The organism is uncultured Pedobacter sp., assembly GCF_913776295.1.
In the GTDB taxonomy this organism is placed as follows: Bacteria; Bacteroidota; Bacteroidia; order Sphingobacteriales; family Sphingobacteriaceae; genus Pedobacter.
Window position 1 is genome coordinate 121,586 of sequence record NZ_CAJYOJ010000053.1, and the last position, 14,948, is coordinate 136,533.

The 14,948-nt window shown below is 39.4% G+C and carries 14 protein-coding genes; 7 read left to right on the plus strand and 7 right to left on the minus strand.

Annotated elements, in window-relative coordinates; all coding sequences use genetic code 11:
* The first annotated feature begins 151 nt into the window (after positions 1-151).
* Entirely contained in the window at positions 152-901 is a 750-nt protein-coding gene (locus QZ738_RS11390) for a methyltransferase domain-containing protein (protein WP_293787590.1), read from the plus strand.
* Positions 902-1,073: 172 nt separating this feature from the next.
* On the opposite strand, the gene QZ738_RS11395 is transcribed toward QZ738_RS11390, so the two are convergent.
* Positions 1,074-2,525 carry an alpha-L-fucosidase gene (locus tag QZ738_RS11395; protein WP_293787592.1) on the minus strand — a complete coding sequence of 484 codons (1,452 nt, stop codon included), beginning with the start codon at positions 2,523-2,525 and terminating at the stop codon, positions 1,074-1,076.
* A 164-nt stretch (positions 2,526-2,689) separates the two neighbouring features.
* Here QZ738_RS11395 and QZ738_RS11400 point away from each other — a divergent pair, with 164 nt between their 5' ends.
* Both QZ738_RS11400 and QZ738_RS11405 read left to right on the plus strand, forming a co-directional pair.
* On the plus strand, positions 2,690-3,379 hold the full coding sequence (locus tag QZ738_RS11400) for a hypothetical protein (protein ID WP_293787594.1): 690 nt from the start codon (positions 2,690-2,692) through the stop codon (positions 3,377-3,379).
* A gap of 17 nt (positions 3,380-3,396) precedes the next feature.
* Positions 3,397-3,777, plus strand: a complete 381-nt coding sequence (locus tag QZ738_RS11405) for a hypothetical protein (protein WP_293787596.1) — start codon at positions 3,397-3,399, stop codon at positions 3,775-3,777.
* A 74-nt stretch (positions 3,778-3,851) separates the two neighbouring features.
* On the opposite strand, the gene QZ738_RS11410 is transcribed toward QZ738_RS11405, so the two are convergent.
* The 6 genes from QZ738_RS11410 to fumC all read right to left on the minus strand — a co-directional run bounded on the left by QZ738_RS11410 (position 3,852) and on the right by fumC (position 8,358).
* Positions 3,852-4,619, minus strand: a complete 768-nt coding sequence (locus QZ738_RS11410) for a ThuA domain-containing protein (RefSeq protein WP_293787598.1) — start codon at positions 4,617-4,619, stop codon at positions 3,852-3,854.
* A 44-nt stretch (positions 4,620-4,663) separates the two neighbouring features.
* Positions 4,664-5,098 (minus strand): low molecular weight protein-tyrosine-phosphatase, encoded by a 435-nt coding sequence (locus QZ738_RS11415; RefSeq protein ID WP_293787600.1) that lies wholly within the window; start codon positions 5,096-5,098, stop codon positions 4,664-4,666.
* Between the two features lie 29 nt (positions 5,099-5,127).
* Entirely contained in the window at positions 5,128-5,934 is an 807-nt protein-coding gene (locus tag QZ738_RS11420; RefSeq protein ID WP_293787602.1) for a S1/P1 nuclease, read from the minus strand.
* Positions 5,935-5,936: 2 nt separating this feature from the next.
* Positions 5,937-6,452 carry a fumarate hydratase gene (locus QZ738_RS11425; protein WP_293787604.1) on the minus strand — a complete coding sequence of 172 codons (516 nt, stop codon included), beginning with the start codon at positions 6,450-6,452 and terminating at the stop codon, positions 5,937-5,939.
* A gap of 8 nt (positions 6,453-6,460) precedes the next feature.
* Positions 6,461-6,811, minus strand: coding sequence for a hypothetical protein (locus QZ738_RS11430; protein ID WP_293787605.1), 351 nt, complete (start codon positions 6,809-6,811; stop codon positions 6,461-6,463).
* Between the two features lie 149 nt (positions 6,812-6,960).
* Positions 6,961-8,358 (minus strand): class II fumarate hydratase, encoded by a 1,398-nt coding sequence (gene fumC, locus QZ738_RS11435; RefSeq protein ID WP_293787607.1) that lies wholly within the window; start codon positions 8,356-8,358, stop codon positions 6,961-6,963.
* 196 nt (positions 8,359-8,554) lie between these two features.
* On the opposite strand from fumC, the gene rsgA reads away from it, so the two are divergent.
* From rsgA to QZ738_RS11455, 4 genes are all read left to right on the plus strand, one after another.
* On the plus strand, positions 8,555-9,475 hold the full coding sequence (rsgA, locus tag QZ738_RS11440; protein ID WP_293787609.1) for a ribosome small subunit-dependent GTPase A: 921 nt from the start codon (positions 8,555-8,557) through the stop codon (positions 9,473-9,475).
* A gap of 108 nt (positions 9,476-9,583) precedes the next feature.
* On the plus strand, positions 9,584-10,537 hold the full coding sequence (locus QZ738_RS11445; RefSeq protein ID WP_293787611.1) for a Smr/MutS family protein: 954 nt from the start codon (positions 9,584-9,586) through the stop codon (positions 10,535-10,537).
* A gap of 270 nt (positions 10,538-10,807) precedes the next feature.
* Positions 10,808-11,107, plus strand: a complete 300-nt coding sequence (locus QZ738_RS11450) for a hypothetical protein (RefSeq protein ID WP_293787613.1) — start codon at positions 10,808-10,810, stop codon at positions 11,105-11,107.
* A gap of 135 nt (positions 11,108-11,242) precedes the next feature.
* Positions 11,243-14,719, plus strand: a complete 3,477-nt coding sequence (locus QZ738_RS11455; protein WP_293787615.1) for a preprotein translocase subunit SecA — start codon at positions 11,243-11,245, stop codon at positions 14,717-14,719.
* The last annotated feature ends 229 nt before the right edge of the window (positions 14,720-14,948 follow it).

Consider the following 14,948-nt stretch of genomic DNA (forward strand, 5'->3'; position numbering starts at 1 on the left):
CAGGTTTTCCACCACTGTCGAAATGACAATAAGTTTTAAAATAACATTTACGCAATTCAGCATTTAATCAAAATTCACAATTCAAACGGTTAATGACTTTAACCAATTACCCATTTTTTTCCGTTTCTTTGAATCTGGAATTATTTAAAACATGGCAAATTTATTAACCGACAGGGCCTTTTGGGTAAATTATTGGGAAAGTAAAAAAGGACTAGCGGTTCAATTACCTGCTAATTATCTATTTCACAAGCAACTGGCGGATGTTATCCGGAAAGATCAGGTCAAGACGGCTATCGAGTTAGGCGGCTTTCCCGGTTATTACGCCGTGTTCCTAAAGAAGTATTTTCAGCTTGATGTTACACTTTTAGATTATTTTGTACACCCGCCTGTTGTTCATGAACTTTTGGCAAAAAACAGTTTAACCGAAAAGGATATCCATATCATCGAAACTGATCTTTTCAATTATACACCCGAAAAGCAATATGATCTGGTATTAAGTTGTGGTTTAATTGAGCATTTCAATGATACGGCAGATATTATCAGGCGCCACATTGCTTTTATAAAGCCAGGTGGTACGTTATTTATCACCCTACCAAACTTTAAAGCGGTTAACGGCTGGTTTCAGAAAAATTTTGACAGGGAAAATTACGACAAACACAATATTGATAGCATGGATCCAGTCCTGTTAAAATCTATTTGCGAGCATGCGGGACTTAAACAAGTAAAATCGGGCTATTTTGGCCGCTTTAGCGTTTGGCTGGAAAACGAAGATCAAAAGTCGGCAGGCGTGCGTTTATTTAAAAAGGCAGTTTGGCTGACCGGAAAAATATTTACGAAACTGATCCCATTCGAGAGCAAAAATCTGTCACCTTATATTATCTTAATAGCGAAAAAAATCTAAAAACCCTATGTCCATCAGGTGGGCTTACTCGCGTAAAATTGAAAAGTAATGTTCCTAAGCCGATTTTCGTATTCAATTGTCGAAAACAAGCTGTCAAAATCCTGGTTAGAGCTTAAATCATTTTTTAGTGAAAGATATTCGAAATCATTTATAAAGTAGAAGAATAAAGCCTTTACTGAGCTTTTCTATACAACCCGATTTCGCTTAGTGTAATACAAACAGGCGATTTCGTAATGGTTATTTTTACTTTATTGGTTGTAACAGGTTTATCCAGTTTAACCAGGCGTTTCGCGCCGATACTTGTTCCATCATAAACCTTTTTCCAGGCGCTGTTTTGGAATATTTCAATGGTGTAGGCTTCTATCCGCTGACCTAAGGGAATGTACTCTTGCAGGCTGATAATATCAAAGTTTTTAGCCGTTTTCAAATCAAGTTCTAAACTTGCCTGGTGTACAGCATCTTGGGTGGCCCAGTAAGTCTTTCTATTGCCATCAAGCAATGTGGTAACATCATACTTTTTGCCTCTGCTATTGCTTGCTTTTAGCGATGCATTTCTGGCCAGGTTATTTTCGAAAGTATGTCTAACCATGTCGCCGAACTTTTTGAGTGCAGCAACATCATCATCATGAAGTTGTCCACGGGGATCGGGTGCTAAACCCAGGTCTAAGCCTGCACCCCTGCCAACACTTTTTAAATACAGATCAAATAATTCTTCCGGGCTCTTTGGCTTTTCGTTAGGGTGAAAGAACCAGCCTTTTCTTAGCGGTACATCGCATTCTGCCGGCATCCAGAATTTACCATTTCTGATTCCTTCAGGGCTTTGCGGATAATTCGCTTGTCCGGGTACGGCTACACTTTTGCCATCCGGAGCCATAGGGGTGAAAGTTGCCCAGGAGGTTGGTGCAGCATGTCCGTCTTCATTGCCTACCCAGCGGATATCTAAACCGATATCACTAAATATATTTGCCATGGGTTGCATTTTGCGTGTAATGGCCCAGGTATTTCTCCAATCGTAATAGGTGGTATTGTCTATGGAACGTTTTTCCCTGGCACCACCATAATAGCCATCGCCGCCGTTAGCACCATCATGCCAGCTCATGAAAAGTTCTCCAAAATTGCTGTACAGTTCTTTTAACTGTGCCTGATAAACAGCCAGATATTGATCTGTACCATATAGTGGATTATTTCTGTCCCATGGCGAACAGTAAACCCCAAACTTTAAGCCGTTTTTACGTACGGCCAGTTCTACTTCTTTAACTAGATTTCCTTTCCCTCCTCTGAACGGACTTTTACTAATATTATATGATGTAGTTTTAGTTGGCCACAAAGCAAAACCATCATGATGTTTTGCCACCAGAACAATGCCCTTCAAACCACCCGCTTTAGCAGCTTTAATGATCTGTTCAGCATTAAAATCTGTTGGGTTAAATATTTTTGGATCAGCGTCACCAAAGCCCCACTCTTTATTTTCAAAAGTAGTTGGTGTAAAGTGCATGATGCCATAAACTTCCACATCATGCCAGGCCAACTGCCTTTTTGATGGTAATGCACCATAGGGTTGAGGAGGTAACTGGGCATAAATAGCTGTAGAAAGAAGTAAAAAAAGGATCAATAAGGGTTTCATATACTTATAGCTTAGATTCAACTAAAGTACAAATAATTAATATTGCTGATGGTAATTGTAAACCAATATTTAACCTGTTGAAAATGTGAATAGGAAGTTATTTTTACATCTTGAGTGTTACACTGATCTGTCAAACATTTTATTTTACTATACGTTGACTAAATATGAGCGCTTTTAACCAGACTCCTCCTGATGGAGGTACCATATATGCGGAAACCAATCTGAACCAGTTATTTCCGGAGCCTTTGAATACCCTAACAAGTTGCTTTTTCCTGGCTATAGCGATATATTGGACAATTAAGCTGTGGGGTAATTTCAAACAGCATACCTTTTTAAGTATTGCATTGGTGCTGCTTTATATTGGTGGTATTGGAGGCACTACCTACCACGGATTGAGGCGCTGGCCAATCTTTATTATGATGGATTGGATGCCAATTATGCTTTTGTGCCTTTCGGCCGGTGTCTACTTTCTTTCCAAGCTGACCAAATGGTATTTTGCTGTTTTAATTGTAGTGGCATACGCCTTTTTTCAGTTTTACATACGAAGACTTTTTAGTAATGGCGATTTTCAGATTTTTATCAATATCAATTATGCTTTTATGGCGGCGCTGGTTTTGTTTCCGGTATTCGGATACTTGATCAAAACAGGATGGAAAAACGGGAAATGGGTTGGCTTTGCCTTAATTGCTTTCATCTTTGCCTTAACTTTCCGTATTGCAGATCAATGGGATATATTGAGTACCGGCACACACTTTTTATGGCATACCTTCGGGGCAGTAGCTTCTTTTTGTATGTTGAATTATATTTATTTGGTTAATTTTAAGAAGGTTAACCCAAATTCTTATGTTGATTAAAAAAAGTAATATTAAGTTTGTTTTTTACCTGTACTACAGGATACTTTGCCTCCGCCCAATCTTATCGGAATGATCATAAAGAGGTTAAAGAATTTATAATAGATACACTGAATCTGGATAAGGTCATGTTTGAAATGGAAAGCGAGTTAAGGCTTACAACAACTCAAAAACCTGAAATCAAAGCTCAACTTAAAAAGTACCTGATCAAACGGATGCAATATCACGAATTCGAATATCGGGAATCTGAAGAATGGAGGGGAAGATCCAATAATGAGCTATTTAATTTTTCTCAGAATTTAGAAAAGATCCTTGATGAAGAACAGATTGATTGTTTTTGGGCGATGAAACCTTTGTATAAAAACAATAATATATGGTGGAATATATTCGTAGTTTATTAATCATCAACCGTGAAAATATTTTTTGAAATAACATCGGGCTTTTTGAACGATAATCCAGCAAGCCCGATTACTATTTAGAACTTGGAATGGGCTTTACTATAATCCAGTTTCTTCTGTCCGCCTAGGGCATATTCAATGCCTCCCCATAAATGTTTCTGAAATTTATCGTCAGCCCAGCCTTCTTTGGTATGGCCCATGCAGGTATAGAAAGCTCTTCCGCCATCAAAATCGTGGTACCATGCAAAAGGATGAAAATCGCCATTTTTACCGCCAGTGTACGATTTCTCGTCTAAATTGATCAGCACTTTAATGTCCGGGTTGATATTCTTGAAGTTATAAAGTTCATCTTTTCTCATCCATACTGAGTCTGTAAGGAATTTTGTAGCGGGATGTTTTTTGTCTTTAACCACAAATCTGGCTTCCTGAACAGCGGGGTGACTTATAAAATAAGCACCAGCCAATTTGCCATACCAGGGCCAATCGTATTCGGTATCTGTTGCTGCATGAATGCCTACATAACCTCCGCCTGCCTGGATGTACCTTTCGAAAGCTACCTGTTGTTTATCATCTAATACATCACCTGTGGTATTCAGGAAAATAACAGTGGCATATTTTTTTAGGTTATCCTCAGTAAAGGCGTCAGCATTTTCTGTCGTATCCACTTCAAAATGATGTTCGATACCTAGTTTCCGGATCACCTCTTTTCCTGTTTCGATGGAGTTGTGCCTAAAGCCCTTTGTTTTGGTGAAAACTAGAACTTTGGCCGATTTCTTTGCTGCGGTATAGCTTTGAAATAAAATTACTGTTGCAATTAATAAACATAAGGACAGGTATTTTTTCATTTTTTTTCTGACTTGGTTAGTATGAAAGATTATAAGCTTTAAATTTAAGAAAGTTGTTCGATAATTTCCATACATCTTTCTTCAACCTGTTTACAAACAGGGCTAAACAGGCTATTATCCCAATATGGGTCTGTAACTTCATCGTTATCCAGGAAAAGTTTAACCTTTTTTCGCTCCTCATCTGTTTTTCCAAGGCTTTTAACATCAGCCAGATTTTTCTTGTCCATTACCAAAATCAGGTCATAGTAGTCAAACATGGAAGGGTTAAACTGCTGCGCCCGCTGTTTGCTAATGTCGTAACCCAAGGCCTTCGCTGCAGAAATACTTCTGTGGTCTGGTGCCTGGCCAATATGCCAATTGCCCGTTCCTGCCGAAGCAATTTCCCAGTTTAAGTTTTGTTCATCTGCCAGATGGCGCATGATGCCTTCGGCGAGCGGCGAACGGCAGATGTTACCGAGGCAGACCATTAAAATTTTCAATATTATTGTGCTTTAAAGTAAAGTATTCTTTATGCGTAAATATCATTCAGCATTTTGGCCAAACGCACGCCACCTTTTAACAATTGGTTGTTAAGCGTATCAACCCAGTCAAAATTGTAGCGGTAACTCAATTTAGCATCTGGTTTGGTCGTATCATAAATTTTATTGCAAATCGTATAAGATTCATAGATACAATCTTTCAGGCTGGTGTTCTGCCAGTTATAAAGTTGCACAGCAGAAGCATGATTGATGGCTTTTGCATATTCGGTATAGCTTAGCTGTTGGTACTCGATCAGCTGTTCGTCCCAAACCCTGTGGATATTTGATTTCTCATTGAACCATAATACCGAAACCCGGTTACCGCCCAAATCTTCTTTACGGGCAACGTGCATGGGCTGACATAAATCTCCGGCAAGGTGAACCAACATGCGCAAAGCTAATTTCTTTTCCGAAGCTGTACTACTTGTTTTCTTTAAAATGGCAATCAGGTCAGGGATTTTGTTGTACAGATTTGGCGATTTTTCAGTGTCCAAAAAGTTGTAAACACCATTTTTATCCAATCCAGCCGGAAGATTAACAAAATGCCAGTTGTACATATAGTTATAGGTAGAATCAGATTTAATAAAATCGCCCCAGTTGGCCGACATCGCCAGGGTTTCGTAGCCTAAAATACTTTGAATGGCCTTGCGTGTTTTTGCTTTTAAATAACTATCGGCAATTTCGCCAACTACACGATGGCCGATGGTACCCCATGCATTTGCCTGGATAGGCAAATACGCTAAAAGACCCAGCGTTAAAGCAATAGTTAATTGTTTTTTGATTGATGTTAAAATCATTTTTATAATTCTTTTGGTACGCAGATAATTTTTTCTTTAAGTGTTAGTTTAATCTCTCGCTGATCGCTCAAACTTTCTAAAATCAAGGTATCTGCCGATTTTTTATGGATCAGGAAATTTTTGTCGTACCGACCAATGCGGTAACATCCAGATATTTTTTGTTTATAATTGGCATGTGTAAAGGTTGCACCTATAAATAACGTATCACCTTTAACAGCATACACGCCTTTGGCATATTCTTTCCAAATACCATTGTTGTAACAAGAGGCCTCATAAAAATTTACTTTGCTATGGGTAACCATATCGATATAAACCGAATCACAGGTAAATTTGAAATGATGCTGTGTGTAATTGCTCAACTTACTGCTATAAGCAACGGAATCTTCATTCCAAACGCCTTGCATAAAATCTTCGCCCTTACCCTGTATATTGGGCCGCAGGCTACAGGCCAGGTGCAAGAGCGGCAATGTGAAAAGGATGATGTAGCAATTCCTGAAAGCCAGATGCAGTTTCTTCATTTGTATTATTAATCGTTGCTCTTAGGGAACTGGTTGTAGATGACCTTATTCTTTTTAACGGTATTGATCACCAGAATCAAAAGACCTGCTGCAAAACATAAACCAGCTGTAAAACTAATAACGCCCACAATGGTATTGTATCTGATCACTTCTGTAGGGGTTAGATTTTGCGCAGCCATGAGCAATGGCATCAAAAAACTATAAAGAATGTTAACAATCAACGCAATGCCTGAGCCAATAGTCATTAAGATGGCTTCAACGGAAGATTTTTTTATTAGAAAAAAGCAACAGGCTCCAAATACAATGCATGGCGGAATGATGGGCGTTAAGCTTAAAAGGTTAGCAAGTATTGAATTCATATTAACTTATTTTTAATTAACCGTGTTGATTTGGGAAATAATTTTAAAAGTGACGTGATTCCCGCGCAAGCGGGAATCTTAAAACGTATCGCATTAAGATTCCCATCCAATGGCTATCGGATCGGGTTGGGAATGACGACCCATCTAATTTATTTCAAGCTGCCCACCATGTCTTCAGGTCGTACCCACTCATCAAACTGCTCATTGGTTAATAATCCCAACTCTACAGCAGCTGCTTTTAAGGTTTTGTTTTCTTTATGGGCTTTCTTCGCAATTTTAGCTGCATTTTCGTAACCCACATGTGGATTCAAAGCTGTAACCAACATTAAAGAATTTTGAAGGTGTTTTTCAATTTCAGGTAAGTTAGCGGTGATTCCTTCCGCACATTTATCGGTAAAAGAAACACAGGCATCGCCAATTAAACGTGCCGATTGTAATACATTAGCTGCAATTAAAGGTTTAAATACATTCAGTTCAAAATGACCATTTAAACCACCTACTGAAACTGCAACATCGTTACCGATTACCTGGGCGCAAACCATGGTCAAAGCCTCTGGTTGCGTAGGATTCACTTTTCCCGGCATAATAGATGATCCCGGTTCGTTATCTGGAATCACGATTTCACCAATACCGCAACGTGGACCAGAACTTAACATTCTCACGTCGTTGGCTATTTTCATTAAGGCAACTGCCGTGCGTTTTAACGCGCCAGAAAGTTCTACCATCGCATCGTGTGCAGCCAGGGCCTCAAATTTGTTAGGAGCCGTAACAAAAGGTAAACCGGTTAAATCTGCAATTTTTTTAGCCACTAAAATATCATATCCTTTTGGCGTATTTAAGCCTGTACCAACAGCAGTTCCGCCCAAAGCCAGTTCAGCAACCATAACCAGCGCATTTTTAATAGCCCGGATGCTGTTGTCGATCTGTTGTACATAACCAGAAAATTCCTGGCCTAAAGTTAATGGCGTTGCATCCATAAAGTGCGTACGGCCGGTTTTAACAATCGTACTAAACTCTTCTACCTTTTGGGCTAGTGTATTTCTTAGTTTTTCTAAACCCGGAATGGTATTTTCTACCGTAAGTTTATAGGCCGCAATGTGCATTGCGGTTGGGTAAGTATCATTTGATGATTGCGATTTATTTACGTCGTCATTCGGGTGAAGCACTTTTTTATCATCAGCCAGCGAACCACCATTAATCACATGGGCACGGTTTGCAATTACCTCGTTGCCATTCATGTTACTTTGTGTACCCGAACCTGTTTGCCAGATCACCAAAGGAAACTGATCATCCAATTGCCCTGCAATAATTTCGTCACAGGCTTTAGCAATTAAATCTGCTTTTTCAGCAGATAATACGCCAAGCTCAGTATTGGCTAATGCTGCTGCTTTTTTCAGGTATCCGAAAGCGTGGATAATTTCTTTTGGCATCGAACCTTCCGGACCGATTTTAAAGTTATTGCGTGAGCGTTCTGTTTGTGCACCCCAGTATTTGTCGGCAGGTACCTGTACCTCGCCCATGGTATCGTGTTCTATTCTGAAACTCATTATATTTTCAATTTTGTTGTCGCAAATTTAGGTTTTTTGATTTTAAAGCGTTTGATTTATGTAAGATATTTAATGGATTAGGAAATATATAGCAGAAATATCTGCATTCCTTTTTGTTCTCCATCAGTAATGTAAAAACATTATCGGCACCAGCTGCTTCTACCAATGAAATCATATTCATACCTTTACCGCAGATATGCAGGGATTAGTTATTAAATCTACAGGGAGCTGGTATAGTGTTCTGGCCGATAATGGCGAACGTTATGATTGCAGGATTATAGGCAAATTCAGGATTAAAGGACTTAAAACCACCAACCCGATTGCGGTTGGCGACCGCGTAAAATTTGACCTGGAAAAAGATAGTAACCAGGGTTTGATCAACGAAATGTTGCCGCGTAAAAACTACATCATCCGCAAATCGATCAACCTGAGTAAGCAGGCGCAAATATTGGCTGCCAATTTAGACATGGCTATGCTCGTAGTTACACTTGCTTCACCTCGTACCTCTTTAGGCTTTATAGATCGTTTTCTGGTTACGGCCGAAGCTTATGATGTACCAGCGGTATTGGTATTTAATAAACTTGATTTATTTAGTAAAGAGGGATTAGAAATTCTGCAGGAATTTAAAGATATATATGAAAATATTGGCTATGCCTGTTACGAAGTTTCCGCTTTGAAAGGTATTAACATTCCGGTCATCCAGGAATTGATTACTGATAAAATTACGTTGATATCCGGGCATTCCGGTGTAGGAAAATCAAGCTTGATCAATGCATTAATGCCGGATCGCGATCTGAGGACGGGCGAGGTTTCTGAATGGAGCGATAAGGGGCAGCATACCACTACTTTTGCCGAGATGTTCGAACTGCCACAAGGCGGTTTTATTGTAGATTCTCCCGGCATCCGGGAATTGGGCGTAATTGATATTGAGAAGGAAGAATTGGGGCATTTTTTTAGGGAAATTTTCGAAACTTCGCATAACTGCCGTTTTAACAATTGCAGGCATATTAACGAGCCAGGCTGTGCTGTTATTGAAGCTGTAAATGAAGGCGAAATTGCGGTTTCGAGATATGAAAGTTACCTAAGCATTTACCATGGGAACGATACGCGACATTAGTTTAGTCAGAAGTCGGATGTCCGCAGTCTTGGACATATGACATGCGCCAAGAAACCTCTTAAACATAACAACTAGATATATTATAAACCTTTGCTAAAAAACATAGAGATGAAGTTTAAACTGGGAGATTTTGTGCGTTTTGTTGATGAAAAACGTGAAGGTTATGTAACCAAAATTATCGATGCACAAACTTTGGGTGTTACTGATGAAGATGGTTTCGAAATACCTGTTGCAGTGAGTAATTTGACCTCTGTACATGGTCATGGTGTGGTTGCCGAAGAATTAGATTCGCCTAAACCCATCCAGGTAAACATCCCGAGCATTAACAAAATCGAAAATGGCATTTATATAGCTGTTGCTACCGATGATAAAGCGGGTAATGTGGTACATTTTCACCTGCAAAATCATTCGCCAAATATTTTATTAGTAAGCTTAACCACCGAACGTAAAGAAAAATATGCGGGTGCTTTTCATGGGATAATTGAAACTTACAACTCCACTTTGGTTTATTCTGCATCTTTAGCAGATCTTGACCTTTGGCCGGAATTTAACTTTCAGGTTTTAGTATTTAGCAAAGCTGATGTGAAACCTATCGATCCATTGGTGATCCGTAAAAAGTTCAGGGCAAAAGATTTTAGTACCGAACAAAAGGAACTGCCGCAATTGAGGAATAAAGGTTGGCTGATCCGTTTGGATGACCTTGTTCCGGTAACTATTGATCCGCAGAAATTAAAGGAAAGTTTCTTTAAATCATCAGAAGAGAAAAGAACGGTTGAAGCACCACAAAAAGAAATCGATTTGCACATCGAAAAACTAAGAGATGATCATCATTTTTTAGAAGCTGATGAAATGTTGCAAATACAGATTAATCATTTTCAAACCGCTATGGATGCTGCAGTAGTTCATCACTTTGATAAAATCGTTTTTATTCACGGTACTGGGAATGGTACCTTAAGGGATAAAATCCATAAACTGATCAGTAAAAACCCACATGTAAAAACCTATATGGATGCCAGAAAAGAAAAGTTTGGTTATGGGGCTACTGAAGTAGTTTTTAAATGATTTTCAGTTGTCATCCTGAATGCAATGAAGGATCTTTATTGTGGTTGGCAGTATCACTAACGTAGGCAATGTTTTAGTTTACTAGTTTTAGTTTATACTTTATAGGCGAGGGATTCTTGCCTATGTTCAGCATGACAGTTTTTAGTGGTGTAAGACGTTTCCATCTTGCACTGAATTGGTTTTTTAAACATTGACTAAATCAAAGGGTACACTTTTTGCAGCGACGTAATTTCTTTTTATAAAAGATTAAAACTAGCTTTGCCGCAATTCATGAAACACTTTGTTACCATATCGCTTGTATTTTTTAGCTTAACACATTTGGCAAAAGCCGAGCGTGTTGAAGGGCTAAGGATATTAAACGAATATTGCAATGAGCATAATATTTGCATTAAGGCAAATGGTAAAACCTCGGTTCAGCTCAATGAAGACCGTAATCCTTATTTGTTATCGTACACTAAGTTAGCCTTAATCGGAACGCAAGCTCCCTTAAAAGTGGCAAAATATGTAAGTGCAGACCAGGTAATTGCTGATTTGACCATCAGAAAAAAACCAAAAAATAATAGTCCTTAGTTCTCTTTCTCTCTAAGCAATCTGTAAAGATTTAAACCCCATTACACCAACAACTGCCAAACTGACTTAATAAAGGCAATGGCTTAGTTGTTGTAACACACCCATTTTTAATAATAAAATACGATTTAAAATATAATGTTAGGATTTTTAGCGAAGATTTTCGGAAGTAAATCAGAAAGAGATATAAAGGCTATACAGCCATTGGTGGTTAAAATTAACGAGCACTACAGTAAACTATCTGCCTTAAGCAATGATGAGTTACGCGACAAAACCACTGCGTTCAAAGAAAGAATTTCTGCTTTTTTAGCCAATATAGATGAGAAAATTTCGGCCCTAAAAGCTGAGGCAGAAAGTGAAGAATTAGACCTTCACCAAAAAACGGCAATTTATGATCAGGTTGATGCCTTAGGTAAAGACCGCGATACCGAATTGGAAAAAGTACTTTTGGAAATCCTTCCGGAAGCTTTTGCGGTGATTAAAGAAACTTCACGCCGTTTAAGTGAAAACGATTATCTGGAGGTTACTGCAACCCAGTTTGACAGAGATTATGCCGCCAGAAAAAACAACGTAAAAATTGTTGGAGATAAAGCGCAATGGGCCAATAAATGGGATGCTGCCGGCACGGAAGTAGCCTGGAACATGGTACATTACGATGTACAGTTAATTGGTGGTATTGTATTACATAGCGGTAAAATTGCCGAAATGGCTACAGGTGAAGGTAAAACCCTGGTAAGTACTTTGCCGGCTTACTTAAATGCATTGGCCGGACAAGGTGTACACATTGTAACGGTGAATGATTACCTGGCCCGTCGGGATAGTGAGTGGAACGGCCCGTTATTCGAGTTCCATGGTTTAACGGTTGATTGTATTGATAAACACGAGCCAAACTCGGAAGCCAGAAGAAAGGCCTACGCTGCTGATATCACCTATGGAACCAATAATGAGTTCGGTTTCGATTACCTGCGTGACAATATGTCGCAAACGCCAGATCAGTTGGTACAGCGCAAGCTGCACTTTGCCATGGTGGATGAGGTCGATTCGGTTCTAATTGATGATGCCCGTACCCCTCTGATTATTTCTGGTCCGATTCCGCGCGGAGATGAACATGAGTTTTATGAGTTGAAACCACGCATTGAGCGTTTGGTTAATGCACAAAAAGCCTATGTTACACAAGCATTAAACGAAGCTAAAAAATTAATTAATGCAGGTAACAGCGGGACTGAAGAAGGCGAAGGTGGTTTAGCCTTATTACGCGCATACCGTGGTTTGCCAAAAAATAAAGCTTTAATTAAATTTTTAAGTGAAACCGGTATCCGTGGTTTGTTGTTAAAAACCGAAAATCATTACATGGCAGATCAATCTAAGAATATGCCAAAGGTAGATTCTGAATTGTATTTCTACATTGATGAGAAGAATAACCAGGTTGAATTAACTGAAAAAGGTATCGAACTGATTACCCAATCGGGTGAGGATCCTCATTTCTTCGTATTGCCGGATGTGGGTACTGAAATTGCAGAGCTTGAAAAATCTGACCTGCCTTTAGAAGAAAAGGTTGTGCAGAAAGATGCTTTAATGCGCGATTACGCTGTTAAAGCAGAACGTATCCACTCGGTTAACCAGTTATTAAAAGCCTATACTTTATTCGAAATTGATGTGGAATACATCATTGATGAAGGAAAAATTAAAATTGTTGATGAGCAGACAGGCCGTATTATGGATGGCCGCCGTTACTCTGATGGTTTACACCAGGCCATTGAGGCTAAAGAAAATGTTAAGGTTGAAGATGCTACCCAAACTTATGCAACGGTAACCTTACAGAACTATTTCCGTATGTACCACAAGCTTTGCGGTATGACGGGTACTGCAACTACAGAGGCAGGTGAGTTTTGGTCGATCTATAAATTGGATGTGGTAGAGATTCCTACCAACAGAAATATTTCGAGGATTGATGAACAGGATTATGTTTACCGTACTGTTCGTGAAAAATATAATGCTGTTGCAGCAGAGATACAATACCTGGTTTTCCCATATTCTCATTACGAAACTGAATATGAAACAGATAAAGAAGGTAACATCAAACAGAAAGATGGCAAACCGGTTGTTAAATACGATCAAACCGGTAGGGCTGTACCTAAGCTTGATGCTAAAGGAGCATTAATTCCTGCAGTTAATCCTCAAACAGGGCAGTTAGAACCAAAAGCTGGTCGTCCGGTATTAGTAGGTACCACTTCTGTAGAGATTTCTGAATTGTTAAGCCGCATGCTTAAACTTCGTGGTATTAAACACAACGTACTGAACGCTAAAATGCACCAGAGAGAGGCCGATATCGTTGCAGAAGCTGGTCAGGCCGGAACGGTGACCATTGCCACCAACATGGCTGGTCGTGGTACCGATATTAAATTAGGGCCAGGTGTGAAAGAAGCTGGTGGTTTAGCTATTGTTGGTACCGAGCGTCACGAATCCCGTCGTGTAGACAGGCAGTTACGTGGTCGTGCAGGTCGTCAGGGTGATCCCGGATCATCACAGTTCTTCGTTTCATTGGAAGATAACTTAATGCGTTTATTTGGTTCAGAGCGAATCTCTAGTATTATGGTACGTATGGGTATCGAAGATGGTGAGGTAATTCAACATTCCATGATTACCAAATCTATCGAGCGTGCACAGAAAAAGGTAGAAGAAAACAACTTTGGTATCCGTAAACGTTTATTGGAGTACGATGATGTGATGAACTCGCAACGTACCGTGATTTATGCTAAACGTAAAAATGCTTTATTTGGCGAACGTTTGGACGTGGATATGAACAACATGGTTTTCGATGTTGCTGAAGACATTGTAAGCGAATATAAACAAGAAGCAAATTACGACGGTTTCAAGCTTGAAGTAATCAAAAACTTCTCTCTAGATACAGAGATTACTGAAAAAGAATTCTCTTCAACCAGTATTCCTCAGTTAACCGAAAGGTTATTTGAAGAAGCAGAGTCGTTTTATGCACGTAAATCAGAAGCCATTATTCAGCAATCGTTGCCGGTATTAACCCAGGTGTACGAAGAGCGTGGAGAGCACATTGAGCAAATTGTAGTGCCGTTTACAGATGGTATCAGGGGCATACAGGTCGCTGTTGACTTAAAGAAAGCAATTGAGAATAAAGGAAAAGAGGTGGTTCGTTCATTCGAAAAAACCATTGTTCTTGCTTTAATCGATGATAGCTGGAAAGAACACTTACGTGAAATGGACGATTTGAAGCAATCGGTACAAAATGCGGTTTACGAGCAGAAAGATCCATTGGTAATTTATAAAATGGAAGCTTTCAACTTATTTAAAAACATGCTTAATGCAGTGAATAAAGAAGTGGTGAGTTTCTTATATAAAGGCGGTATCCCGGTACAGCAGGAACCAGATCAGGTGAGAGAAGCACCAGCACCGGTTAAACAGCCAAAGCTGCAGACTACTAAACAGGAGTTTGGCAGAGAAGAGCCAGGAATCGAGTTTGGCGATACACGTGAAGCTGTTCCGCAGCAGCCCATCCGCAAAGAGGCAACTGTTGGCAGAAACGAACCCTGCCCATGCGGTAGCGGTAAAAAATACAAAAACTGCCACGGTGCTAATTTATAATCAAGATATACAGTTCTTTACTGAGCCTCAACATTTGTTGAGGCTTTTTTTGTAACTAAATTTTTAATTTTCAAATATTCCTCGTTTTATTGTTGATGCCGCTACAAGCGCAATGATGAGATACGAACCAAAAGTTTACGAATTTACATTAGAGTCTAAGAAAGCGAATTAATCAATTGCCTGATGGTTATAATTCTTAAAGCCAGGTTTCCAAAAGGAATCTGGCTTT